This is a genomic window from Burkholderia sp. Tr-20390 (genome assembly GCF_017104595.1).
Lineage (GTDB): Bacteria > Pseudomonadota > Gammaproteobacteria > Burkholderiales > Burkholderiaceae > Burkholderia.
The window spans coordinates 1-23,195 of record NZ_JAAGPC010000138.1 but is presented as its reverse complement, the minus strand read 5'-3'; the positions used below and the strand labels follow the sequence as shown (position 1 = coordinate 23,195).

The window sequence follows — 23,195 nt, the reverse complement described above, 5'->3', positions numbered from 1 at the left end:
CGACGGCCGCACCCGTGCCGCCGTTGAACGCCGCGCCGGCCGCCGCACCCAGTGCGGTGCCCACGGCCGCGCTGCCGACCGCGCTCGCGGTCGACGCCTGACCCGCGCTCACGCCGCCCGATTGCTGGAACGCGTATTGACGGCAGTTCGCATCGTCGACGCGGAACTGGTCGAACGACTTGCCGGTGCCCGGCAGCGCCATCACGCTCGGCCCGGTCGGCATGTATGCGCACGCGCCGAGCAGGCCGGCCAGCGCCAGCGCGGCCGGCACGCGCAGCGGTCGAAATACGGATTTCATCGTCGCGCCTCCGTCACTGCGGCCGCGCCGGCACCGATCGCCAGCCCGACTTGCAGGTCTTCACATACGGGTAGTAATGCTTCGACGCGTCGCAGTAGTACCAGAGGTTCGCGTCGCCTTGGTCCTGCGGCTGCCCCTTCTCGACGTACTCGGGCGGCGGCCCCGGATCGACGGGCACGGCGACGACGGGCGGCGGATAGTAGTAAGGCGCAGGGACGACGGGGTAGTAATACGGGTAGCCCGGGCCGATATAGACCCCGACCCGGGCGGCATGCGCGACGCCGCCCGTCGCGATCGCCACTGCGGCCACCGCGCCCAGTGCGAGCTTCAATCCATTCACGTCACGTTCTCCGGCTGGCGGTTCGTCGATGCGAACCCGACATCCCGAACGCTACGCCGCGCGCGATCCGTCATCCATTACGGGCCGGCGCGCCCATGTTGCGCGGCGTTACCCATGTGACAGACCCCATCGGCCGCGGCCCGCCGGCACGACCGCTTGCGTTACGCGATAACGCACTGAAACGGTTCGGCCGCGCGGGCGCCGTGATGCGCGGCGTCACGCGGCATTTACATCCGCCTCGAACCGTTCCGATGACGCGACGCGCCATATTGCCGCACGTGCGTCAGACCGCCACGCCGCGGCCGCGCGCGCCGCAAGCAGCCTTCTTGATACGAATCAATGATTTACCCCGGAAATGCGCGCGACGGGCTGGACATCTGCGACGAGTTGGCGCATTTTCGCGGCGCAACATCGCGGCCCATACTCCAGCCAACCCCGACGCCCGTCCGCCGGGGTCCGCCGGCACCCGCCGGCGGGTATCGTCAGCCTCGGTCAACTGGTATGGACACCGCTCTTTCGGCCCTCGATCTGGCCCGCCTGCAATTCGCGTTCACCGTCTCCTTTCACATCGTCTTTCCGGCGCTGAGCATCGGCCTCGCCAGCTTCATCGCCGTGCTCGAATATCGCTGGCTGAAAACCGGCAAGCAGTACTACAAAACCCTCTGCCTGTTCTGGTCGAAGATCTTCGCGGTCGCGTTCGGGATGGGCGTCGTCTCCGGCGTCGTGATGAGCTACCAGTTCGGCACGAACTGGTCGGGCTTCTCGAGCTTCGCCGGCGCCGTCACCGGGCCGCTGCTGATGTACGAGGTCATGACCGCGTTCTTCCTCGAGGCCGGCTTCCTCGGCATCATGCTGTTCGGCTGGAATCGCGTGAGCCCGCGCGCGCACTTCGGCGCGACGCTGATGGTCGCGATCGGCACGCTGATCTCGACGTTCTGGATCCTCGCGTCGAACAGCTGGATGCAGACGCCGCAGGGCTTCGAGATCGTCGACGGCCGCGTCGTGCCGACCGACTGGTTCGCGATCATCTTCAACCCGTCGTTCCCGTACCGCCTGTTCCACATGGCGATCGCCGCGTTCATCGTCGCCGCGCTGGTGGTGGCCGCGACCGGCGCGTGGCACCTGCTGAAGGGCCGCCGCGACAAGGGCGTGAAGAAGATGTTCTCGATGGCGCTGTGGCTGCTGCTGGTACTCGCGCCGCTGCAGGCCGTGATCGGCGACCAGCACGGCATCAACACGCTGAAGCACCAGCCGGCGAAGATCGCCGCGATCGAAGGGCTGTGGGAAACGGAAAAGGGCGGTACCGCGCTCAACCTGTTCGGCATCCCTGACATGCAGGCGGAAACGACCCGCTACGCGGTGAAGGTGCCGCACCTCGGCAGCCTGATCCTCACGCACAGCTGGGACGGCGAGATCCGTGGCCTGAAGGAATTCGCGCCGGAAGACCGCCCGAATTCGACGGTCGTGTTCTGGAGCTTCCGGATCATGGTCGGCCTCGGCTTCGCGATGATCGGCCTCGCCGCGCTCGCGTGGTTCCTGCGCCGCCGCGGCCGCCTGTATGAATCGAAGTGGTTCCAGCGCTTCGCGCTCGTGATGGGCCCGACCGGCTTCGTGTCGCTGCTCGCGGGCTGGGTGACGACCGAAGCGGGCCGCCAGCCGTGGGTCGTGTATGGCGTGATGCGCACCGCGCATGCGGTATCGCCGCTGTCGGTGCAGCAGGTCAGCCTGTCGATGATGACGTTCGTGATCGTGTACTTCCTCGTGTTCGGCACCGGCGTGTACTACATGCTGAAGCTGATGAAGGCCGGCCCCGCGCTGCCCGACGTGAAGCACGACGACACGCCCGACACGCGCCCCGACCACACCGCGCGCCGCCCGATGTCGGCCGTCGACGAGCCGCTCGAGACCGTCTGAGCCCACTCTTTCCGCATACGAGAAAACCTATGGACGTCACCGTAATCTGGGCCGCGATCATCGCATTGGGGCTCTTCATGTACGTCGTGCTCGACGGCTTCGACCTCGGCATCGGCATCGTCTTCCCGTTCTTCCCGGACGAGAAGGAACGCGACCTGATGATGAACACGGTCGCACCCGTGTGGGACGGCAACGAGACGTGGCTCGTGCTCGGCGGTGCCGGGCTGTTCGCGGTGTTTCCGGTCGTCTATTCGACCGTGCTGTCGGCGCTGTACCTGCCGCTGATCTTCATGCTGGTGTGCCTGATCTTCCGTGGCGTGTCGTTCGAGATCCGCGCGAAGGCGCGGCGCACGAAGCAGCTGTGGGATCTCGCGTTCATCGGCGGCTCGGCCGGCGCGACGTTCTTCCAGGGGATCGCGCTCGGCGCGTTCCTGCAAGGCATCAACGTGAAGGATGGCGTATTCGCGGGCGATGCGTTCGACTGGCTCACGCCGTTCAGCCTGCTGACCGGCCTCGGCCTGATCGTGACCTATGCGCTGCTCGGCTGCTGCTGGCTCGTCGCGAAGACGGAAGGCGACCTGCAGCGGCGCCTGCATCGCGTCGTGTGGCCGCTGACGGTCGTGCTGCTCGGCTTCATCGCGGTCGTCAGCCTGTGGACGCCGCTGCAGGATCCGGCCATCGCGCAGCGCTGGTTCGACTCGGGGCTGTTCTGGCGCCTGCTGCCGGTGCCGTTCCTGGTCGCCGGCTGCGCGGTGTGGATGCGCCGCGCGGTGCGCGCCCGGCACGACATGACCCCGTTCGTGCTCGCGCTGGCGCTCGTGCTGCTCGGCTACGTCGGCCTGCTCGTCACGCTGTTCCCGTATGCGATTCCCCAGACGATGACGATCTGGGAAGCCGCGGCGCCGCGTTCGAGCCAGACCTTCACGCTGGTCGGCGCAGCGGTTATCCTCCCGATCATCATCGCCTACACGACGATGGGTTACTGGGTATTCCGAGGCAAGGTGCGCCATGAAGACCAGCATTACTACCACCACTGATTCCGCCGATCGCCAGCCCGATGCACCAAAGCCGCGCATGCGCGGCTGGATGTGGTTCGTCGTCCTGTGGGCGGGCGGCGTGCTCGGCGCCGTCACGCTCGGCTATGCGTTCAAGATCTTCATGAACCTGACGCTGTTTGCGGTGAAGTAGACGAAGCGGCTGCCGGGTCGGGCGACGATCCGGCAGCCGTTTTCTCGCCGACGGCTCGCGCTTCGGCTGGATGCACCGGGCGCCGCGCCGGCATCCGTGGCCATTCTCAGGTCGGCGGCGGCGCGCACTCCGCTCCCGTTCCCCCTTGCGCTCCCGGCGCCGGCACCTGCGTGCCGATCACCGCTCGCACGACGTCGTGCACATCGCCTTGTCCATCGCGCTGAAGAAGGTCTGGTAGAAATCGGGCTCGACGATGGTCTTCATCCGCGAGTCGCCGTTGCTGTCCCATACCGTGCGGTCGAATCGCGCGCGCACGATCGCGTCGTGTGTCGCCGTCACGCGAACCGTGACGACGGCGGCAATCCGCTCGTGATCCGGCTTCGCGGGCAAGCCGCCGATGCGCGCCTTCAGCGCGCCGCGCAGCAGTTGCCGCCACTTCGGAATCAGCGTATCGCTGCGCCCGCCCTCGATCAGCCCCGAATCGCGATCGACCGTTACCGGCGCATAACCCTGCGCGCGCAGCACGCCGGCCACCGCGTCGAGTGCGCGCCCCTGCGTCGCACCGGCGTAGCGGCGATCGGTCATCATGCGCAGCGTCTGCTGCTCGCTTTCGGACAGGTCGACTTCGGTCTGGCTGGAGCTGTAGCGCACCAGCGATCCGCCGCTGCCGATCTGGCGTTCGTTTTCCGGCTTCGCTGCACACCCGGCCAGGACCGCGAACAGTCCGGCACAGGCGAGCGCCAGCGCGCCGCGGCCATGCATCGTCGGCACCGCTGCCTCGCGGCGCATCGCGCGCCGGGCGCGAAGTCGGCGGCGAATTACGGTTGATCGGCAATCGGGTGGCGCTATGATCGTCATCGCGGTGTTCTCCTGTCGGCGCCATCATAGGGACGCGCCCCGACCGCCACAAACGACATTTTTTGACCCACTGTGTAGCTTTTCTTCGCGATCTCACGATGCGCCGATTGCCGCCCCTGAACGCGCTGCGCAGCTTCGAAGCTGCCGGCCGCCTGCAGAGCCTCACCCTCGCCGCCGACGAGCTGAACGTGACCCAGAGCGCGGTCGCGCAGCAGATCCGCGTGCTCGAATCGTTCTTCGGGCAGAAGCTGTTCGAGCGTGACGGACGCTCGTTGCGGCTCACGCCCCGCGCGCGGCATTACCTCGTCGACGTCGCGAGCTGCCTCGGCCGGCTCGCTCAGGCGACGGGGCAGATGTTCGAACCCGGCGGCGGCCATCCGGTGCGGATCAACACGTCCGTCTCGTTCGCGCACGGATGGTTGCTCACGCAACTGGCTGCGTTCCAGGCCGACCATCCGGACATCGACGTGCAACTCGTCACGACGCCCGACAACGAGCGCGACCAGTTCGACGAAACCTGCGACATCGTGGTTCGTCGCTATACGCCGGAGTTGCGCCGCAAGGGGTTCGTGTCGCGGCCGCTGCTCGCGACCGTCGCGGTGCCGGTGTGCGCGCCGGGCCACCCGGTGCTCGACCAGGCGCGCACGCCGGCCGACCTGCGCAACGCGCCGCTGCTGCATTACGCGGGTTTGCCGCAGGCGTGGCAATACTGGTTCCATCAGGCGGGCTCGGTCGTCACTGAGACGCTGCGCGGGCCGTTCTATCGCGAGTTCTTCCTGATGATCAAGGCTGCGGCAAGCGGGCTCGGCGTGTGCCTCGCGCCGCGTGCAGTGGTGCGCGACGACATCGAGCAAGGGCGGCTCGTCGCGCTGTTTCCGGAAGTCCATCTGGAAGCGCCGCCGTTTCATTGCCTGTATCGCGACGACGACGATCCGTCGCTGCGCACGTTCGTCGACTGGCTGTTCGCGCGGGCGGAGGCGCTGGAGGGGGCGCCGCCGGGATAGCCGGCGAGGGGTAGAAGGCAGGAACCGATGAAGCAGCCCAAGGCGGCTACACCGTCACATCCGGCTAGGCGTCCTGTCGCACCACACCGAGCTTCAATCCCAGCATGCCGAAGATGCGGTTCATCGTCTGCACCGTCCCGTCGCTGCGACCTTGTTCGATATCCTGAATCGTCTTCGTCGACACACCGGCGAGCTTGGCCATTTCCGCGCTGGTCAGCCGCATCGCCTTCTTCAGATGACGTACCGATTCGCGCAACGACCACTCGGGATGCGCGAGCACGTCTTCGATCGCTTGTCGTCGGAGCGAAAGCTGTTCGGGAAGCGGCAGCGCGTTATAGCGTTTGTCCATTGCGTCACCCGTGGCTAGCGCAACGCATCCAGCTCACGCGCCAGCCGCTCGAGCCCCGGCTTCAGAAAGGCATGGACATCGTGCTCCAGCTTGAAATCAGACGTCTTCAATTATTGGAAATACCGTCATTTCGGTGGAAATCTATACAAATTGCAACGAATAGCAATCACAACTTATGTAGATTTCTGCCGAAACATGAATCCTTGCCGTTACTTCAGGCAGTGCTGAAAGCGCTCGGATTCCCGTTCAACGACCTATCACCGCTCGCGCAGCGCCGCCTCGATCTTCCGATCGGTCTTGTACTGGCTCAGCGCATACACCGACCAGATCGCGGCCGGCAGCCAGCCGATGATCGTGATTTGCAGGATCAGGCAGATGATCCCGGCGATCGGGCGGCCGATCGTGAAGAACTGGAACCACGGCAGCAGCAGGGCAAGCAAAAGGCGCATCGGGAATCCTCCGGGGGCGTCGTTGAAAGTTCAGGCGCAGACAATATGACGGGCCGCGCGCCTCATTTCAAGTTCGAACCGGCATTCGCCCCGCCGACGCAGCCGGCGATCGGCACGCGCGCCATACGACCTACGCCGCGTCGGCCAGCCACCGCGCGACCCGCGCCACGAGCGGATCCGCCTCGTCGAAGCATTCGGCGCCCGCCACGCGCGGCGCGTCGCAAATCGCGAACACCGGCTTGCCCCACTGCAACCCGAGCGCGATCTCGGACAGCGTGCCGAGCCCGCCGCCAACCGCGATCAGGCACAGCGACGCCCGCGCGACCAGTGCGTTGCGCGTGATGCCGAGCCCGGTCGGCAGCGCGACGCTCAGGTAGGGATTCGCGAGCGTCGCATCGTCTTCCGGCAGCAGCCCGATCGCGCACCCGCCGGCCGCATGCACGCCGCGCGCGGCCGCCTCCATCACGCCCTGCTTGCCGCCGCCGACGATGGCGACGCCCGTCGCCGCGAGCGCATGCGCGATCCGCTGCGCGACCCGCATCTGCTCGTCGGTCGCCTCGCGCGGACCGATCACGCCGACCGGCATGCGGTGCCGCCGCGCGCCGCGCTGCCGCTGCGCGAGTCGCGCCAGCGCGTCGCACGCCGCTTCCGACCACTCATCCATGACGTCGTTGCCGTACAAGGCCTTCCCCCAATGCAAGAACGCAGGTGCAGATCGCCGTCAGCACGATCGACAGCACCGCCGCCTGCGAGAAATCGGTTTGCCCGTCCGACAGCTTCAGATACATCAGCAGCGGCAGGATGTTGATCTGCGTGCCGGCCAGCGCGAGCGCCGTGCCGTAGGTGCCGAGCGCGATCGCCGTGACGAGGCACCACGCGGACGCGACCGACGGCCACAGTTCGCGCCACGCGACGTCGAGCCACGCACGCCACGGCCGCGCGCCGAGCGTCAGTGCCGCCTCGAGCGGCCGCCGGTCGAGATTCGCGAGCGCCGGATAGATCATCAGCGCGACCCGCGGGATCAGGTAATACGCATACGCGACCGCCAGCCCCGGCATCGTGTAGATCGCGCCGCCGAGCACGGTCGCGTCCGCGCCCAGCGACGCCGCGAGCGTGGTGACGAAGCCGGCACGGCCGAACGCGAGGATGAAGCCGTACGCGATCACCAGCCCGGAGAACGCGAGCGGCACGCCGAGCAGCGCGAGCGTCCAGTGGCGGCGGGCGGGCGACTGCCCCGCCAGCGCGAATGCGACCGGCACGCCGACGCCGACCGACAGCGTGCCGGCGCCCACCGCCAGCGCGAGCGAATGTGCGATCGCATCGGCGACGAGCGGATCGCGCAGCACCGCGCCGAACGCGCGGCCGCCGTCCGTGAAGGCCGAGCCGACGAGCGCGGCGAGCGGCAGCGCGAAGCACACCGCCAGCAATACCGCCGCCGGCACCGCGCCGAAGCGGCGCAGCGCGCCGCGGTCCGCCAGGGAGGTCTGCATCGTGTGCCCCTTACTGGCCGAGCGTCGCCTGCGACCAGAGCTGGTCGATCTCGGCCTTGCGTGCGGCCGCCTTCGCCACGTCGAGCGGACGCACCTGCGGCGCCTTCGGCAGCCTCGCCGCGACATCCGGCGCGACCGGCGTGCCGGGTACGGCCGGCCGCACGAAGCCCTGCGCGAACAGCGCCTGCCCGACGTCGCTCATCACCAGGTTGAGCCACAGCTGCGCGGCGGACGGGTTCGGGCCGTTCTTCACGAGGCTCATCGCATACGGCGCCGATACGCTGCCGTCCTGCGGAATCACGACGTCGGCCGCGTCGCCCATGCCGTCGACGTACTTCGCCTTCAGGCCGTCGTTCTCGTAGCCGATCAGGATCGGAATCTCGCCCTTCACGAACTTCGCATAAGGCGTCGTGCCTTCGACGCGCAGCACGTTGCCCGCGCGCTTCAGCTTGCCGAGGAATTCCGTGCCGGGCTTCGGGTTCTCGACGCTGCCGCCGTTCGCATAGGCTGCCGCGAACACCGCGACCTGCCCCTGCCCGGTCGAACGCGGGTCGAGATAGACGACCGCGTTGCGATACTCCGGCTTCAGCAGGTCGGACCAGCGCTGCGGCACGTTCTTCACGAGCTTGCGGTTGACGAGGAACGCGATGTTCAGCGAGTGCACCGCGAACCAGCGGCCGTCCGCCGAGCGAAACACGTCCGGCAGCTTGTCGAAATTGACCGGCTTGAACGGCGCGACGACATCCTTGCTTTCGGCGTCGAGCGCCGACGCGGCGAAGTAGTACGCGGTATCGGCCTGCGGACGCCGGCGCGACTTGTCGAGCGACACCACGGTCGCGGCCGAGCCGATGTCGTTGTAGGTGATCTCGACCTTCGGATAGCGCTTGCGGAACTCGGCGAACAGCGCCTTCCAGTTGGCCCATTCGGGGCCCGTGTCGAACGACACGACGAGCCCTTCGTCGGCGGCCTTCGCATACAGCGCGTCCTCGCCCGGATACAGCGGCGCGGCGTGCGCCGGCGCGGCAGCCAGCGCCGCGAACGCGCAGAGCGCCAGCACGCCGGCGCGTAGGGTCTTCACAAGAGGGTGGCCTGCAGGCATCGGGGATCTCCGTTGAATGAAAGGGGTCATTGCGCTGCCGGCGCGGCCGGCAGCACGAGCAGATGGCGCGGGTCGATCGCGATCCGCCGGGTGGCCGGCACGCGGCCTTCGCACAGCAGCGGGTCGGCCGAGCCGGCGGGAATGAAGTCGTAGCGTTGCGTCGCGCCGAAGTAGCGCACGTCGCCCGGCGCGCCGTCGATGCAGTTCACGCCGTGCGCCGGCGGATCGGCCTCCACGTGCTCGGGCCGCACCAGCACCTCGACCTCGGCGCCCGACCGGTGCCCGCCGGTCTCGACGCGCAGCGTCGCGAACCGCACGTCGACCGTATCGGGCGCGGTCACGCGGCCGCGCAGCAGCGTCGAATGGCCGACGAAGCGCGCGACCTGCGCGGACGCGGGCCGCTCGTACAGGTCGCGTGGCGTGCCCACCTGCAGCACGCGCCCGCCGTCGACGATCGCGACGCGGTCGGCCATGCTCAGCGCCTCGTCCTGGTCGTGTGTGACGAGCAGCGTCGTCGCGCCGCACGCGCGCTGCAGCGCGCGAATCTCGTCGCGCAGCTGATGGCGGATGCCGGCGTCGAGCGCGGCCAGCGGCTCGTCGAGCAGCAGCAGCTTCGGCTCGATCACGAGCGCACGCGCCAGCGCGACGCGCTGCTGCTGCCCGCCGGACAGCATTGCGATGCCGCGCTCCGCATGCGCCGCCAGGCCGACCCGCTCGAGCATGTCGCGCGCGCGACGCCGCCGAACATCGGCCGCGACGCCGCGCATTTTCAGCCCGTACGCGACGTTGTCCGCCACCGACAGGTTCGGGAACAGCGCGTAGTGCTGGAACACCATGCCGACCTCGCGCCGCCACACCGGCACGCCGGCCATGTCGGCGCCGCCGATCGCGATGCGGCCGCTGCCGCCGTCGAGCAGGCCGGCCGCGAGCCGCAGCAGCGTGGACTTGCCGGACCCGCTGCGCCCCATCACCGCGAGCAGCTCGCCTTGCGCGGCGGACAGCGTGACGTCGTCGACGCCGTGTCGCGCGCCGGGGTACTGGAAACTGACGTGTTCGAACTCGAGACTCATGACGGACTCACTTCATACGTTGCACGGTGCCGACCGATACGAGCGTCGCGAGCACGGCGAGGACGAGCAGCACGACGGTCGCCGCGCATGCCATCCCCGATGCGCCGTAGAACGCCTGCAGCAGCACGATCGGATAGTTGCGGTAGCGAAAGCCGGCGATCAGGTTCGAGATCTGGAATTCGCCGATCGACAGCGCGGCCACCATCACGAGCCCCGAGAACAGGCTGTGTCGCAGGTTCGGCAGCACGATCGTGACGAACTGGCGCAGCGGCGTCGCGCCGAGCGTCGCCGCGCAGGCCTCGAGGCGCGCGAGCCCGAGGTGGCGCAGATCGCTGAGCAGCGTCTGCAACAGGTACGGCAGCGTCAGCACCGCGTGGGCCCCGATCATCAGCGGCAGCGTGCCGAGCCAGGGCAGCGTGTCGCCGCTGAAGATCGCGATATAGCCGAAGCCGAGCGTCAGCGCGGGCACGGCCACCGGCATCAGCATCACGACGCGGGTCGCCATGCCGCGCCCGGCCTGCGCACGGTGATGCAGCGCATACGCGAGCGGCAGGCCGACCGCGGCGTTCAGCGCGCAACACGCCAGCGCCACCGTCAGGCTCACGCCGAATGCGCGGGTGAAGCTGCGATTTCCGGCGAGATCGGCGAACCAGTGCCAGGTGAAGCCGGTCGGCAGCAGCGTGTTGGTCCACGACTGGCCGACCGAGCCGATCAGCAGCAGCGCGATCGGCAGCAACAGGTAGAGCCCGAACACCGCGACGAGCGCGTGCAGCAGGAAGCGTCCGGCACTCGGGCGTACCGGCCTGTTACGCGAAATCGGAACACCATCGGCCAGGGCCGGGGCGGTAGACGCAGGCATGAAAACACTCGCGGACAAGAGACGAAGACACCGCGCAACGCCCGCCGGGCGGGGCTGCCACGCGTTTTCTGGATGGCCGCAGTGTGCGGATCCGACATGGCATCGTCATGAAAAAAACGTACAAAGCCCGCATCGATCTGTGCGCCGAAGGAATAGTCGCGATGAAGCACCTGTATCCGAACGTCTCGGAACTGCACGCATTCACCTGTTCTGCGAAGTATCTGAACTTCTCCTACGCGGCCCGCGAACTGGGCCTGACGCCCAGCGCGGTCAGCCGGCAGATCGCGAATCTCGAGGCGCTGTTCGGTGTGAAGCTGTTCGTGCGCGAGGGGCGCAGCCTCGTGCTCACGCGTGCCGGGCAGGTGTACCACGCACGCGTCGCCGGCCCGCTGCGCGAGATCGGCAACGCGTCGATCGAACTGCTGAGCGCGCGCGAAAACGGCGACCTGCTGACGATCGCCAGCGTGCCGACGTTTACGACCAAGTGGCTCGTGCCGCGGCTCTCGCGTTTCCTGGCTGTCGCGCCGGGCGTCACGCTGAGCTTTCGCCGCCATCTCGCGCACGGCGACATCTTTCCGTTCGGGCTCGACGCGGCGATCCGCTACGGCGACGGGGCATGGGAAGGGGTGCGAAGCGATTATCTGGATGGGCGAACCTTCGTGCCGGTCTGTACGCGCGAATTCGGCGAGCGGCACGCGTTGCGCACGCCCGCCGACGCCGTCACGGCGCCGCGCCTCGTGCACGAGCAGGCGGAAATCGCGTGGTCCGCGTGGGCGGAACGCCATCGCGCCACGCAGATGAACGCGCTCGCCGGGCCGCGCTTCGAACAGTATTCGGTGCTGATCCAGGCCGCGCAGGCGGGACTCGGGCTCGCGCTCGTGCCGCGTTTCCTGATCGCGGACAATCTCGCGGCCGGCACGCTCGTCGAGCCGTTCGATGCGCCCGTGGAGGTCGACGCGCAGGGGCACTACCTGTGCTACGCGCCGGAGCGCCTCGAGACGAGCGAAGCGTTGCGGCACTTCAGGGCATGGATGCTGGACGAATGCGCGCCGGCGTAAGCCGGCCCGCATGCGTCATGCGGCGGGACGCGCTCGACCGCGCGTCCCGCCGTACCGGACACCGCCGGGCAGCGGGGTCCGGCAGCCGTCGTCAGTGCCGATCGATACCGAGCCCCGGCAGCACGCCGGTATTCTCGGCCACCACCGCATGCAGCAGGCGCGGGTTCGCGCCGAGCAGCCCGAGGATCGTCGGCGCGACCTGTTTCGTGCCGACCGTGTCGGTCACCGTGCGTGCGCGATGCAAGCCCGGGTACGACACGAGCAGGCCGAGGTGGCTGTCGTCCGGCGCGTTGCCGCCGTGCTCCTCGTCCTTCTTCGTGCTCGACGTGTAGATCACGCCCGGATTCGGCTGGACGATGATGTCCGGCGTGCGGCCGTTGGCCGGATCGCCGAAGCGCTCGGCAAGCGCCGCGCCGTACAGCACGTACGCCTGCGGGCCGTCCGCGCAGATCCCCGGCGCGTTGCAGCTGAGGTTCGCCTTCAGCGTCTGCACCACGGCCGTGCGCTGGCTGCGGTCGCGCAGCCAGATCAGGCCGACGTCGTCGGTCTGCACGAAGCCCGTGTCGACCAGGCCGGAGCCGTCGTTCAGGTTGCCCGTCTTCGTGTTGTTCTGGCCGAAGTTGCCGTTCGGGTCGACGTAGTTGTTCGCTTCGAGCAGCTTCGTCAGCGTGTCGCCGTTCTTCACGAGCTTCGTGCGATCGGTCGGCGACTGGCCATGCTTCGCCGTGACGATCACGGCCGTCGACGCATACAGGTTCGCCTGCTTCAGCGCCGCGACGATATGGCCGATCGAGTTGTCGACGTACGTGATCGCGTTCGCGACCTGGCCGTTCGGCGTGAAGTTCGCATCGAGATAGCCGCCGCCCTTCGCGACCGGCGCCTTCTGCGCGACGCTGAGCGTCTGGAAGTTGCCGCCGAACAGCGTCGGCACCGGCGCGCTCTTCGTGCCCGTCGAGTCACGGCCGTTGATCTGGTTGATCAGCGCCTGCACGTGCAGGTTGTCGAACTGCGCGGTATGCGAATAGACGTCGGTGTAGTCCGTCTTCGTCACCGGGTCGATCGAGTTGATCTCGGTGCGCATCAGATCGTCGACGCCGGTGCCCGACGGCCCGTTCAGCCAGTCGTAGCCCCACGCGTGCTTGTCGGCCCATGCGGTGGTCGCGTTCGGGATGCCGGCCTTCACGGCCTCGAACACGGTGTTGGTCTTCACGTAGTTGTGCGGATAGACCGGCACGCACTTGCCGTTGACCTTCGCGTTCGGGATCGCCTGCGGGTTGAACGCGCCGCCGCCGTCGAGGTGGACGAGCGCGCCGCCGTTCTGGGCATCGATGCCGGTCGTCTCGTCGAACACGACGTTCCAGCCCTGCTTGCCCGAGCAGCTCGTGTCGCCCGGCGCGTACAGGTTGCGGTCGTACGACACGTCGTAGAACAGGCCGGCCGTCTTCGGCGAGCCGCCCGTCACGAGCGCGGCGAGGCCCGGGAACGAATCCGACAGGCCCGGCGTATAGGCATTCGTGTACGTCACGCCGCTCTTCGCGAGCACCGCGATGTTCGGGCACGTGTTCGCGCCGATGCAGCGCGCGAGATCCTGCTCGTGCAGGCCGTCGACGCTGATCAGCAGCACGTGCTTCACGACGCGGCTCGCGTGGCCGCGATCCTCGCCCTGACTGTCGCCGTCCTGCTGCGCCGCGTGCGCACCCGCACCGGCGAGCACCAGCGCGCCCGCCACCATCGCCACCACCTTCCGCTGCTTACCAAGGAAAGACATGATCACCCCACCTCTTCGATTGACGTTGAACTGCGTGACTTGCCATCAGGCGCGCAAGAATATGGGCGCGTCGTGGGTCGCTCGCATGAAGCGGGGCTTTCTGTTTTCTATCAAACGTAACCAATCGCAAGTGACATGAATCGGTCGCAAAGCAAGGTGGCCTGCCGCACATTGCGACGGGGCGCGCTCACCTGCCGGCACTACACCGGTGCATCGGTCAAACCGCCGGCAGCGTCATCGGCCGCACGATTTTTTTTCCGGCTTGGCGCGCGACTATTGGTGTGTGATAAAGGGTTTTCCCTGACCCGGAGCACGAGTATGTCGACCCTGGAAGCCCTCCGGTTCGTGCTGGACGATGCACGCACCCCCGAAATCATTCGCCACCACGTCGTCGACGCGTTGCAGTACGCGTTGCGCAACTACGGACAGGTGTTCACCGCGAAGGAAGTCGAATGGCTGGCGCAGTGGGACGACGCGCGCCTGCCGCTGGCTGCCAAGAAGGAGTTGGGCAAGCGCGAGGAACCGGCGATCGCCGCGCGCTGAAAAAAACGCGCCGCCGCGCCCGAACGGATGAACGGACGCGGCGGCGGATGGCTCGCTTACTGCAGGCCGAAGTCGACGCGGGTGGTCGCGCCCTTGTCCTCGATGCCCTTCGCATCGAGCTTCGGCGCGACGACGAACACGCGGCTCGAATCGATCTTCCCGTCGAGGTATTGACGCACGGCCTGCGCGCGCTGCTGCGCGAGCGCACGCAGCGCGTTGTCGTCGGCCGGTGCGTGGTCGGCGAGCGCCTTCTTCATGTCGGCGTCGGGCAGCGTCTTCTGCAGGCCGATCACGTTGCGCGGCTTCTTGAAGTCGGCGGCCTTGTACGCGCGCGTCAGGTACTTGCTGTACTCGGCCGGCTCGACCTTCACCGACATCGGGTCGATGCTCTCGCCCTGCCCGACCACGTCCTTCAGCTTCTGCTGGCGCACGAGCCGATCGACGTACGCGTCGCCGAGCCCCGACGTGTCCTTCGCCGGATCGACGCGGCCGATCAGGTCGAGGCGGATCGACGGCTTCTCGGTCAGCATCTTCACGACGGTGTCGAGCTTCTTCTGCTGCGCGTCGTCGAGCTGATACGAGCCCGGCGCGAATTCGACGTAGCCGAGATCCTCGCCGCCGCCGCCGAACGCATGCGCGAGCAGCGAGAACGGCGACGTGACGGCCTTCGCGATCAGGTTCAGCACCGCGCGCCAGATCAGCCCACCGACGCTGAACTCCGGATTCGACAGCGAGCCCGACACCGGCAGGTTCACGTCGATCTGGCCGCGCGTGTTCTTCAGCAGCGAGATCGCGAGCTTCACCGGCAGCCGGGTCGCCGTGTCGTTCTCCACATGGTCGCCGAACGTGAGCTGGTCGATGAAGATGTGGTTGTTCGCCTTCAGCTGGTCGTTCGCGAGCTCGTAATGCAGGTCGACGTTGAGCTTGCCCTTCGTGATCGGGTAGCCCGCGTACTTCGCCGAGTACGGCGTCAGGTTGGTCAGCTCGATGTCGTGCGCGGTCGCGGTGAGGTCGAGCGCCGGCTTCTCGATCAGCGGATTCACCGAACCCTTGATCGAGATCGGCCCGTTGCCTGCGAGATTCGCGGCCACGTCGACCGGCGCGGACGTCGTCGAATCCGTGCCGAACGCGCCGACCGTGCCCTTGATCGCGACGAGGTTCGCCGTGTAGTTCGGCTTGATGAAGTTGTCGGTGTACGTCACGCGGCCGTTCTGCAGCAGCAATTCGCCGAAATGCATGCGCACCGGGTTCTGCGGCGGCGGCGCGGCCTTCACGACCACCGTCGCCGAGGCGGCGGCCGGCACGGACGCCTGCTGCGCGGCCGCGGCCGAAGCCGCCTGGGCGGCGGCCGGCGGCGTCATGCCCGGCGACAGCGGCACCGGCTCGCCCTTGCTCGCGTCACGCGTGAGCGACTGCGCGGGGCCCGTTTCCTTCGCGACCACGTCCTTCAGGTTCAAACGCCCCTGCGCGTCGAGCAGCACGCGGCCGTAGAAGTTCGAGAACGTCACGCGCGCGGCATCGACGTCGGTGCCCTTCTCGTCGTAGTTCGCCTTCAGGTTCGTCAGCGCGAGCGAGCGCCAGCCCGCGAACGGGTCGGAGGTCGCCTTGTCGAGCATCCGCACGTCGACCAGCGCGACATCGCCGCGATAGGTCGCGCGCGGCGCGCCCTTCACCTGCGCGAACGTCAGGTTGCCTTGCGCGTTGAGCAGCGCACTGGCGATCGTCGCGTTCAGCGCGCTGCCGAAATACGGCTCGAACGCGGCCGCGTCGAGACGGTTGCCGTTGATCTTCAGGCCGAGCTTCAGCGGCTGCGCGGTCACGTCGCCCGTCACGTTCAGCGAACCCTTGCGGTTCAGCGTCGCCTTCAGCTGCACGGGCAGCGGCTTGGTCAGGTCGTCGCTGATCTTCTGCACCGCCAGGTCCAGCGGCTTGATCGCCAGCTTCACCGGGCGCGGCGTCGACAGGTCGGTGAAGTTCGCGGACGAATCCTTCACGTTCAGCGCGTCGATCCGGTAATGCCACGACGGCGCGGCGGCCTCGGCCTTGCGCGCGACCGTGCGCTTCGGCACCGCGGCCTGAGCGGGTTCGGCCAGCGCCGCGAGGTCGATCTTGCCGTCCTTCAGGCGCTGCACGTCGAGCGCGAGCCCGCTGACGTCGACGCTGGCGATCTCCGCGATGCGCGTGGCCACGTCGACCTTCGCGATCTTCGCGCTCGCGTCGGGCAGCACGATCGCGGGCGCCTTCGCATCGGGCGTCGCGATCTTCAGCGACTTCAGGCTGACCGTGCTGTCGGCAACCTGCGCGGCGAGCGGCGTCTTGCCCCAGTCGGCCTTCGCGTTGACGGTCGCGCCGAGCGTGCCGTCGAGCACGCGCGCCCGCGTCGCCTCGCCGAGGTACGGCTGCAGCGCCGGCAGCGCGAGCGCGGCGACCGTCAGCTTGCTCTCGACCTGCTTCTCCGCGAGATTGAACGAGCCTGCGGCCGTCACGTCGCCGCCGCGCGACAGCGACGTCGACAGCGTGTATTTCGCGGGCGTCTTGCCCTGCATCGTGAAGCCGTCGAGCGTCGCGGCGAGCTTCGTGAGCGACAGCGCGGTCGGCGTCGCCGGCACGCGGTCGTCGACGTTGACCGTGCCGCCGTCGATCGCGAAATGGCGGATCGTCAGGTCGAGCGGCGGCGCCTCCTTCGTTGCAGCTTCGACCTTCGCGCCGCTGGCGGTGGCTGCGACCGCGGCGGAAGCCCCGGTTGCGCCCGACGCCGCCGGCTTGCCTTCGGCGGCCTTCGATGCGGCCGCCGGCTGCGCGGCGAGCTTCTCGACGTTCAGCACGCCCTGCTTGTCGCGCGCCAGGTCGACCACCGGCTGGTCGATCCGGATCTCGTCGAAATGCATCGCGTTGCGCAGCGGTTCGAGGCTGGCCGCCGCGACGTGCACGCCGCGCGCGGCGAACAGCGGCGCGGACGCATGGTCCGTCACCTTCGCATCCTTCAGGTCGACGGTGCCCGACACGCGCAGCGCGGGCGTCTCGCCGCTCATCACGAAATTGACCGCGAGGTCGCTGCTCAGCAGGCCGCTCGTCACCGCCACCGGCAGCTTCGCCGGCACGTACGAGATCAGCTTCGGCACGTCGAGGCCGTCGAATTTCAGCGCGATCTCCGATTCGCGCGACTGCGCGAACGGCTTGGTCTTGCCGTCGATCGCGATCGGGCTGCCGTCGAAGCGCGCGCGCAGCTTCGGCTCGACGAAGATGTCGGTCTTCGACGCCAGCGTCGCGATGTACGGGATGCCGAGCGTCCAGTTGTCGACGACGTGCTTTTCGTTCAGCAGGCGGTCGTCGAAATCGATCCGACCGTTGTTGACCTGGATGTTCGACACCGAGAACTGCGTCGGCTTGCTTTCGGGTTTCGGCGACGGCGCCGAGAACTTCTCGATCAGGTCGGTGAAGTTGAAGCGCTGCGCGTCGTAGCGGACGATATGAAAGCGCGGCGAGTCGAGGCGCACTTCATTGACGATCGGCGCGCCGCGAAACAGCGACGACCACGACGGCCGCACGACGAGCTTCGCGATGTCGACGAAGTCGCCCTGGCCGCCTTTGTCGCCGAGATGGATGCCGTCGGCTTCGAGGTTCAGCGTGTAGGGGTTCAGCGCGATGCGCTGGATCGTGGCGGGCCGGTCGAGCTGCTTGCTCAACTGCTGTTCGGCGATATGGCGGATCAGCGGCGGCGCCGCGAAGAACCCGAGCAGTCCGAATAAAACGATGAAGATCAGCAGGCCGATGCCGATGCGCCGGGCCCGGCGCGAGCGTGTAACGCCACCGAGGGCATGGAGGGTCGAGGGTACGGTTTCTTTGTCTGCGCTTGCCATGCTTGAATGCCTCGGGATGGAATGCCGGGCCGCGCCGGAGAACCGGGCGGCCGCGCACGCTATCCCGAAAGTATAGGCTCAGGAGGGGACGGTACGGGGTTCGGGCGCCGTCGCGCCCGCCGGTCGGACAGCGCCGCCGGTCATCCGTTCATTTCCGGACGATGACGGGCGGCATCCACGACCCGTCGCTCGCCTGCGGCTTCGGCGCGTACAGGCGCAATGCGAGTGCGAAATCGGCGCGCGGCGCCGGCAGCCAGTTGGCCGCATGCGTGCCGCCCGGCGACGCCGACACGACGATGTCGATCGAGCCGTCGTGGTTGCGGCGCAACCGGTCGCGATCGCCGAGCGAGCGACGTGCCGACCCGACGTCGGGCAGCGCGCCGTTGGTCGAATAGGGTGTGAGCGTCCAGAACGCGCGCACCGGCGGCAGCGCGCCCGGCGCGAAATGCAGCACGTAGCGGTTCGCGCCGTTCAGCGGATGGCCGTCGCTGTCGACGCGGACGACCGCGAGCGTTTCGTCGTCGCGCGTCGCGGTGCCGAACTGCGTGTAGGCCGCGTACGCGCGCAGCGTGTAGTCCTGGCCGTACTTGCCGGCCGTATCGCCGATCCAGCTCCAGCCGTTCGCGTTCAGCAGGTTCGACGGCGGGGTCGAGAGCCGCGCGCGCGCCTCGGCGACGCCGGCCGTCGCGGCCGCGAGGCGGTCGCCCGTCCACAGCACCGGGTAGCCGGCCGACACGCCGATGTCACCGAGCAGTTCCTGTGCGTGCGCATCGTCGGCCGGCGCCGGGTTGTCCTGCAGCGCCTGCGCGAAGCGCGTGAAGAACGCCTTCGGATCGAGTGCGGCCACCTGCTCGGCCGGCGTGCCGCCGCCCACCGCTTCGGACGGCGCGCTGCCCGCATGCACCGCGACCGACGCGCCGCGCGCCGCGCCCGTGTAGACGGACAGCGGCACCACGCGGATCGCGCGCTGCAGTTTCTTCACGTTCGTCAGGTCGCGCCCGCCGCTCGTCTGCAGCCGGACTTCGAGCCACGCATTGGCCGACGGCACGTCGATCCGGACCGCGCCCTTCGGCAGCGTGCCCTGCCAGTCCTTCGCGGCGAAGGCAATCGTTTGCGATCGCGCGCCGCCGCGTGCCCCGCGTGCGGCCACGCTCGACGACGACCACAGCACGTTCGTCCACATGTCGAGTGCCCGCGCATCCCAGTAGCGGCCGCGCGTGTCGGGCAACGTGACGATCACGGGTTCGGTCGCGACGTCGAGCCAGCCGGTCGAGTCGAGCGTGTCGACGCCCGGCAGCGGCGGATTGACCGCGCCGACGGGCGGCAGCGCCTGCGCATGGCGCAGCGTGTTGAGCGGCGCCTGCCCCGGTTGCGCGCCGTCGCCGCCCGTCGCCGCTTCCTTCGCGACGTCCATCAGCACGAGCGGATACGCGTAGACATAGGAGTCGGCGACTTCCGCGCGCATCCAGCCGGTTTTCCGCTGGATGGCGTCCGGTTGCGACGCGCACCCCGCTAGCAACGCCATGATGGCGAGCGACGCGCACGCGCGCCGCAGAGAAACTGATTCCTGCTGGTTTTCAATCATCGATTACTGGCCGAATATCGTTCTTTTCAGTCAACGCCTTGTTCGACTTGCGAATGGCGAAAGCAAGGCACCCCAGCCTGCCCGGACAACCGTCTCGCTACGGTTCATAACGGTGGGCGCTGATGTCAGGCCGGTATCATAGCGCCTCAGGGCATCCCCCAATATGCCGATTAGCGGGTGGCGCGTATCCGCGGGCTGACCGGTCCCAAATGTTTCGCCGGATCTTCAGGAAAATTGGGGCGGCATCGATCCGATGTCGGCCGACTTCGGATCGGTCTTAGCGGTGATCGAGTTGCCATCTGGATTGACAAATGGTGTCATTATTGACACCATTTGGCATGGCAAGCGATTGGAAGATCCTCGAGCAAATGAGGCGCGAGCCCGCGAATGTGCGATTCAGCGATCTGTTCAAGGTCTGCGAGACACACTTCGGCCAGGCCCGCCAATCCGGTTCAAGCCATGCCATTTTCAAGACACCGTGGCAAGGCGATCCTCGAGTGAATATCCAGAATGATCGCGGGAAAGCCAAGGCCTATCAGGTGCGGCAGGTTCTCGACGCGATCGACCGACTGAAGGAACAGAATTCATGACTCAAGACCACTTTACGTACCGCGTAACGTGGTCCCCGGAGGACGGGGAGCACGTCGGCCTGTGCGCGGAGTTCCCGTCTCTTTCGTGGCTCGACGCGACGCCGGAAGGCGCCCTCGCCGGCATCCGCCGGCTCGTCGCCGATGTCGTGCGCGACATGACCGCGAACGGCGAAAAGGTGCCCGAACCGATCGCCGACCGAACCTATAGCGGTGAATTCAAGGTCCGCATTCCGCCGCAGGCTCACCGCGCGCTGGTGATCCAGGCCGCCGAACAAGGCGTCAGCCTGAACCGTCTCGCCAGCGCCAAGCTCTGCGCGTAACCACGCGATCGCGTGCAAGCACGTGACGCCCGGCTTTCCTCGCAGAAGCCGGGCGTTCGCTTTTTCAGAGCCGTGGCACCCTGTGAACAGGGATGGCCTTGAGCCGATCCGCCCCCCTTGCATCGCATGCATCACGTTCCCCTTGACCTTACCATTATGGGAATGTTGATACTGGGATCATTGGCGGCATGAGCCGCGCATTCAGGGAATCCGACATGACTGAATCACTTGCCTCCGCAGCGCTGCATACGACCGAGCTGAGCATTGACGGCATGCATTGCGGCGGCTGTACGGGCCGCGTGCAACAGGCGCTGGCCGCGGTGCCGGGCGTCGTCGAGGCGGTAGTTGACCTCGACACGCACACGGCGACGGTGACTGCGCACGATACGGTCGAAGCCGCGCAACTCGTCGAGGCGGTCGACGCAGCCGGCTATCGCGCCGCCGTGCGCGACCCGCTGCTCGAAGACGCCGCGGCGCCGCATGCCCATCCTGTCGAAGCATCGCCCGCGCCGATGGCCGCAGCCGCTTCCACGCCCCGCCACCCGCTTCCGGCCGACAGCACCACCATCGAACTCGATATCGACGGGATGACCTGCGCATCGTGCGTGTCGCGCGTCGAAAAAGCGCTGGCGAAGGTGCCGGGCGTCACGCGCGCGTCGGTCAACCTCGCGACCGAGCGGGCCACCGTCGATGCCGCGGCGAACGTTTCCGCCGCGCAGCTGGTGGACACCGTGAAGCAGGCCGGCTACGGCGCGACGCCGACGGTAACGGAGGCCGGCGTCGCCGCGTTCGCACCTTCGTCGCCTGCCGCGCCCGCCAGCGTCGAACTCGAGATCGACGGGATGACGTGCGCGTCCTGCGTATCGCGTGTCGAAAAGGCGCTGGCGAAGGTGCCGGGCGTCACGCGCGCGTCGGTCAATCTCGCGACCGAACGGGCTACCGTCGACGCCACGCCCGATGTGACCGCCGTACAACTCGCCGAAGCCGTGAAACAAGCCGGCTATGGCGCGACGCCGGTGGCCGGCGCCGCGATCCCGCCGGCAGCCTCCACCGCCTCCGCCGATCTCGAACTCGACATCGGCGGAATGACCTGCGCATCCTGCGCCGGACGCGTCGAAAAAGCGCTGGCCGCCGTGCCGGGCGTCGCGCGCGCTTCCGTCAATCTCGCAACCGAGCGTGCGTCGGTGCACGGCGCCGGCGCGCTCGACGCCGCCACGCTGATCGCAGCCGTCACCACAGCCGGCTACCGCGCGTCGCTCTCCGCCGCATCATCGGCCGGTGCCACCGCCGGGGCTGACGCGCAACCGGCCAGCCCCGCGCAAGACCCGGACACCCGCAAGCACCTCGAAGCGATTCGCGAACGCGATCTCGTGATCTGGTCTGCCGTGCTGAGCGCGCCCCTTGTCGCACCGATGCTCGTCGCGCCGTTCGGCATCGACCTGATGCTGCCCGGCTGGCTCCAGCTCATGCTCGCGTCGATCGTCCAGTTCGGCTACGGCGCGCGCTTCTATCGCGCGGCCTGGCATGCGGTGAAGGCGCGCACCGGCAACATGGACCTGCTCGTCGCGCTCGGAACGTCGGCCGCGTACGGGCTGAGCCTGTGGATGCTGCTGCGCGCCCCCCTGCATCCCGGCCACCTGTATTTCGAGGCGTCGGCCGTCATCGTCACGCTGGTGCGCTTCGGCAAGTGGCTCGAGTCGCGCGCGAAGCGCCAGACCACCGACGCGATCCGCGCGCTGAACGCGCTGCGTCCCGACCGCGCGCGCGTCGTCGAGCACGGCGTCGAGCGCGACGTGCCGCTGGCGCAGGTACGCGTCGGCACCCGCGTCAGCATCCGTCCCGGCGAGCGCGTGCCGGTCGACGGCCGGATCGTGTCGGGCCGCTCGCACATCGACGAATCGCTGATCACCGGCGAAAGCCTGCCCGTGCCGAAGGACGACGGCGACCCCGTCACGGCCGGCTCGATCAACGGCGAAGGCGCGCTCGTCGTCGAAACCACCGCGATCGGCGCGGAGACGACGCTCGCACGCATCATCCGCCTCGTCGAATCCGCGCAGGCCGAGAAGGCGCCGATCCAGCGGCTCGTCGATCGCGTGAGCGAGGTGTTCGTGCCGGCGATCCTCGGCATCGCCTTGCTGACGCTGGTCGGCTGGCTGATCGCCGGCGCCGGTACCGAAACCGCGATCCTCAACGCGGTCGCGGTGCTCGTCATCGCGTGCCCGTGCGCGCTCGGCCTCGCGACGCCCGCCGCGATCATGGCCGGCACGGGCGTCGCGGCCCGGCACGGCGTGCTGATCAAGGATGCGCAGGCGCTCGAACTCGCGCAGCGCACGACCGTGATCGCGTTCGACAAGACCGGTACGCTGACCGAAGGCAAGCCGTCCGTGACCGCGTTCGAAGCGGTCGACGTGCCGCATGACGAAGCGCTCGCGCTCGCGGCGGCGGTGCAGCGCCAGAGCGACCATCCGCTCGCGCGCGCCGTGGTCGCCGCGCACGAAGCCGACATCGCCGCACGCGGCGGTGCGGTGTCGTCGCCCGTCGCCGCCGATGCGC

General features: G+C 68.2%; 21 protein-coding genes and 1 pseudogene. 9 read left to right on the top strand and 13 right to left on the bottom strand.

Annotated features, from left to right (window positions below):
* A pseudogene (locus G3N98_RS28710) lies at nt 1–298 on the bottom strand (hypothetical protein); the annotation flags it as partial.
* Between the two features lie 13 nt (nt 299–311).
* A complete protein-coding gene (locus G3N98_RS28705; RefSeq protein WP_089475830.1) occupies nt 312–638 on the bottom strand; it encodes a hypothetical protein in 327 nt (108 codons plus the stop codon).
* Nucleotides 639–1,139: 501 nt separating this feature from the next.
* On the opposite strand from G3N98_RS28705, the gene G3N98_RS28700 reads away from it, so the two are divergent.
* The 3 genes from G3N98_RS28700 to G3N98_RS28690 are packed head-to-tail and all read left to right on the top strand — an operon-like array spanning nt 1,140 to nt 3,740.
* Nucleotides 1,140–2,552 carry a cytochrome ubiquinol oxidase subunit I gene (locus tag G3N98_RS28700; RefSeq protein WP_206150028.1) on the top strand — a complete coding sequence of 471 codons (1,413 nt, stop codon included), beginning with the start codon at nt 1,140–1,142 and terminating at the stop codon, nt 2,550–2,552.
* Nucleotides 2,553–2,581: 29 nt separating this feature from the next.
* The gene (cydB, locus tag G3N98_RS28695; protein ID WP_039364378.1) at nt 2,582–3,589 is read left to right on the top strand and encodes a cytochrome d ubiquinol oxidase subunit II; all 1,008 of its coding nucleotides are present in this window, start codon (nt 2,582–2,584) and stop codon (nt 3,587–3,589) included.
* Nucleotides 3,561–3,740: a hypothetical protein gene (locus G3N98_RS28690; protein WP_089496049.1), complete on the top strand. Its 180-nt coding sequence runs from the start codon at nt 3,561–3,563 to the stop codon at nt 3,738–3,740. Before cydB ends, G3N98_RS28690 begins: the two co-directional genes overlap by 29 nt.
* A 177-nt stretch (nt 3,741–3,917) precedes the next feature.
* Here G3N98_RS28690 and G3N98_RS28685 read toward each other — a convergent pair whose 3' ends face one another.
* Entirely contained in the window at nt 3,918–4,529 is a 612-nt protein-coding gene (locus G3N98_RS28685; RefSeq protein WP_241026124.1) for a hypothetical protein, read from the bottom strand.
* 167 nt (nt 4,530–4,696) lie between these two features.
* Here G3N98_RS28685 and G3N98_RS28680 point away from each other — a divergent pair, with 167 nt between their 5' ends.
* Entirely contained in the window at nt 4,697–5,602 is a 906-nt protein-coding gene (locus G3N98_RS28680; RefSeq protein WP_241026123.1) for a LysR substrate-binding domain-containing protein, read from the top strand.
* Nucleotides 5,603–5,666: 64 nt separating this feature from the next.
* On the opposite strand, the gene G3N98_RS28675 is transcribed toward G3N98_RS28680, so the two are convergent.
* The 7 genes from G3N98_RS28675 to G3N98_RS28645 form a co-directional block, all read right to left on the bottom strand.
* Nucleotides 5,667–5,951: a helix-turn-helix domain-containing protein gene (locus tag G3N98_RS28675; RefSeq protein ID WP_206150026.1), complete on the bottom strand. Its 285-nt coding sequence runs from the start codon at nt 5,949–5,951 to the stop codon at nt 5,667–5,669.
* Nucleotides 5,952–6,208: 257 nt separating this feature from the next.
* The gene (locus G3N98_RS28670; RefSeq protein ID WP_124582525.1) at nt 6,209–6,400 is read right to left on the bottom strand and encodes a YqaE/Pmp3 family membrane protein; all 192 of its coding nucleotides are present in this window, start codon (nt 6,398–6,400) and stop codon (nt 6,209–6,211) included.
* Between the two features lie 130 nt (nt 6,401–6,530).
* Nucleotides 6,531–7,064 (bottom strand): TIGR00725 family protein, encoded by a 534-nt coding sequence (locus G3N98_RS28665; RefSeq protein ID WP_206150025.1) that lies wholly within the window; start codon nt 7,062–7,064, stop codon nt 6,531–6,533.
* Complete coding sequence (locus tag G3N98_RS28660) at nt 7,057–7,890, bottom strand: ABC transporter permease subunit (protein ID WP_206150024.1); 834 nt, start codon at nt 7,888–7,890, stop codon at nt 7,057–7,059. The genes G3N98_RS28665 and G3N98_RS28660 overlap by 8 nt, the downstream gene beginning before the upstream one ends.
* A 10-nt stretch (nt 7,891–7,900) precedes the next feature.
* Complete coding sequence (locus G3N98_RS28655) at nt 7,901–8,989, bottom strand: extracellular solute-binding protein (protein ID WP_206150022.1); 1,089 nt, start codon at nt 8,987–8,989, stop codon at nt 7,901–7,903.
* A 26-nt stretch (nt 8,990–9,015) separates the two neighbouring features.
* A complete protein-coding gene (locus G3N98_RS28650; RefSeq protein ID WP_206150020.1) occupies nt 9,016–10,059 on the bottom strand; it encodes an ABC transporter ATP-binding protein in 1,044 nt (347 codons plus the stop codon).
* A 7-nt stretch (nt 10,060–10,066) separates the two neighbouring features.
* Entirely contained in the window at nt 10,067–10,918 is an 852-nt protein-coding gene (locus G3N98_RS28645) for an ABC transporter permease subunit (RefSeq protein WP_089475835.1), read from the bottom strand.
* A gap of 161 nt (nt 10,919–11,079) precedes the next feature.
* Here G3N98_RS28645 and G3N98_RS28640 point away from each other — a divergent pair, with 161 nt between their 5' ends.
* A complete protein-coding gene (locus tag G3N98_RS28640; protein ID WP_206150029.1) occupies nt 11,080–11,976 on the top strand; it encodes a LysR substrate-binding domain-containing protein in 897 nt (298 codons plus the stop codon).
* Between the two features lie 91 nt (nt 11,977–12,067).
* Here the strand turns inward: G3N98_RS28640 and G3N98_RS28635 are convergent, their stop codons facing one another.
* On the bottom strand, nt 12,068–13,750 hold the full coding sequence (locus G3N98_RS28635; protein WP_206150019.1) for an alkaline phosphatase family protein: 1,683 nt from the start codon (nt 13,748–13,750) through the stop codon (nt 12,068–12,070).
* Between the two features lie 312 nt (nt 13,751–14,062).
* Here G3N98_RS28635 and G3N98_RS28630 point away from each other — a divergent pair, with 312 nt between their 5' ends.
* A complete protein-coding gene (locus G3N98_RS28630; protein WP_027790361.1) occupies nt 14,063–14,287 on the top strand; it encodes a hypothetical protein in 225 nt (74 codons plus the stop codon).
* Nucleotides 14,288–14,343: 56 nt separating this feature from the next.
* Here G3N98_RS28630 and G3N98_RS28625 read toward each other — a convergent pair whose 3' ends face one another.
* Nucleotides 14,344–18,147: a DUF748 domain-containing protein gene (locus tag G3N98_RS28625; RefSeq protein WP_206150017.1), complete on the bottom strand. Its 3,804-nt coding sequence runs from the start codon at nt 18,145–18,147 to the stop codon at nt 14,344–14,346.
* Between the two features lie 148 nt (nt 18,148–18,295).
* A complete protein-coding gene (locus G3N98_RS28620; RefSeq protein ID WP_089428876.1) occupies nt 18,296–19,732 on the bottom strand; it encodes a DUF1254 domain-containing protein in 1,437 nt (478 codons plus the stop codon).
* 311 nt (nt 19,733–20,043) lie between these two features.
* Here G3N98_RS28620 and G3N98_RS28615 point away from each other — a divergent pair, with 311 nt between their 5' ends.
* The 3 genes from G3N98_RS28615 to G3N98_RS28605 all read left to right on the top strand — a co-directional run.
* Nucleotides 20,044–20,322 carry a toxin HicA gene (locus G3N98_RS28615; protein ID WP_206150015.1) on the top strand — a complete coding sequence of 93 codons (279 nt, stop codon included), beginning with the start codon at nt 20,044–20,046 and terminating at the stop codon, nt 20,320–20,322.
* Nucleotides 20,319–20,642 carry a toxin-antitoxin system HicB family antitoxin gene (locus tag G3N98_RS28610; protein ID WP_060074480.1) on the top strand — a complete coding sequence of 108 codons (324 nt, stop codon included), beginning with the start codon at nt 20,319–20,321 and terminating at the stop codon, nt 20,640–20,642. The genes G3N98_RS28615 and G3N98_RS28610 overlap by 4 nt, the downstream gene beginning before the upstream one ends.
* A 215-nt stretch (nt 20,643–20,857) precedes the next feature.
* Nucleotides 20,858–23,195, top strand: a 2,338-nt coding sequence (locus G3N98_RS28605; RefSeq protein ID WP_206150013.1) for a heavy metal translocating P-type ATPase, incomplete at its 3' end; no start/stop codon positions are given.

Excerpts from the sequence above, each read along its gene's own strand:
- G3N98_RS28625 (WP_206150017.1), bottom strand. The coding sequence starts at position 18,147 with ATGGCAAGCGCAGACAAAGAAACCGTACCCTCGACCCTCCATGCCCTC.
- G3N98_RS28660 (WP_206150024.1), bottom strand. The coding sequence starts at position 7,890 with ATGCAGACCTCCCTGGCGGACCGCGGCGCGCTGCGCCGCTTCGGCGCG.
- G3N98_RS28650 (WP_206150020.1), bottom strand. The coding sequence starts at position 10,059 with ATGAGTCTCGAGTTCGAACACGTCAGTTTCCAGTACCCCGGCGCGCGA.
- G3N98_RS28690 (WP_089496049.1), top strand. The coding sequence starts at position 3,561 with ATGAAGACCAGCATTACTACCACCACTGATTCCGCCGATCGCCAGCCC.
- G3N98_RS28665 (WP_206150025.1), bottom strand. The coding sequence starts at position 7,064 with ATGGATGAGTGGTCGGAAGCGGCGTGCGACGCGCTGGCGCGACTCGCG.
- G3N98_RS28655 (WP_206150022.1), bottom strand. The coding sequence starts at position 8,989 with ATGCCTGCAGGCCACCCTCTTGTGAAGACCCTACGCGCCGGCGTGCTG.
- G3N98_RS28685 (WP_241026124.1), bottom strand. The coding sequence starts at position 4,529 with ATGCGCCGCGAGGCAGCGGTGCCGACGATGCATGGCCGCGGCGCGCTG.
- G3N98_RS28645 (WP_089475835.1), bottom strand. The coding sequence starts at position 10,918 with ATGCCTGCGTCTACCGCCCCGGCCCTGGCCGATGGTGTTCCGATTTCG.
- cydB (WP_039364378.1), top strand. The coding sequence starts at position 2,582 with ATGGACGTCACCGTAATCTGGGCCGCGATCATCGCATTGGGGCTCTTC.
- G3N98_RS28630 (WP_027790361.1), top strand. The coding sequence starts at position 14,063 with ATGTCGACCCTGGAAGCCCTCCGGTTCGTGCTGGACGATGCACGCACC.
- G3N98_RS28670 (WP_124582525.1), bottom strand. The coding sequence starts at position 6,400 with ATGCGCCTTTTGCTTGCCCTGCTGCTGCCGTGGTTCCAGTTCTTCACG.
- G3N98_RS28615 (WP_206150015.1), top strand. The coding sequence starts at position 20,044 with ATGGTGTCATTATTGACACCATTTGGCATGGCAAGCGATTGGAAGATC.
- G3N98_RS28640 (WP_206150029.1), top strand. The coding sequence starts at position 11,080 with ATGAAGCACCTGTATCCGAACGTCTCGGAACTGCACGCATTCACCTGT.
- G3N98_RS28680 (WP_241026123.1), top strand. The coding sequence starts at position 4,697 with ATGCGCCGATTGCCGCCCCTGAACGCGCTGCGCAGCTTCGAAGCTGCC.
- G3N98_RS28675 (WP_206150026.1), bottom strand. The coding sequence starts at position 5,951 with ATGGACAAACGCTATAACGCGCTGCCGCTTCCCGAACAGCTTTCGCTC.
- G3N98_RS28610 (WP_060074480.1), top strand. The coding sequence starts at position 20,319 with ATGACTCAAGACCACTTTACGTACCGCGTAACGTGGTCCCCGGAGGAC.
- G3N98_RS28620 (WP_089428876.1), bottom strand. The coding sequence starts at position 19,732 with ATGATTGAAAACCAGCAGGAATCAGTTTCTCTGCGGCGCGCGTGCGCG.
- G3N98_RS28700 (WP_206150028.1), top strand. The coding sequence starts at position 1,140 with ATGGACACCGCTCTTTCGGCCCTCGATCTGGCCCGCCTGCAATTCGCG.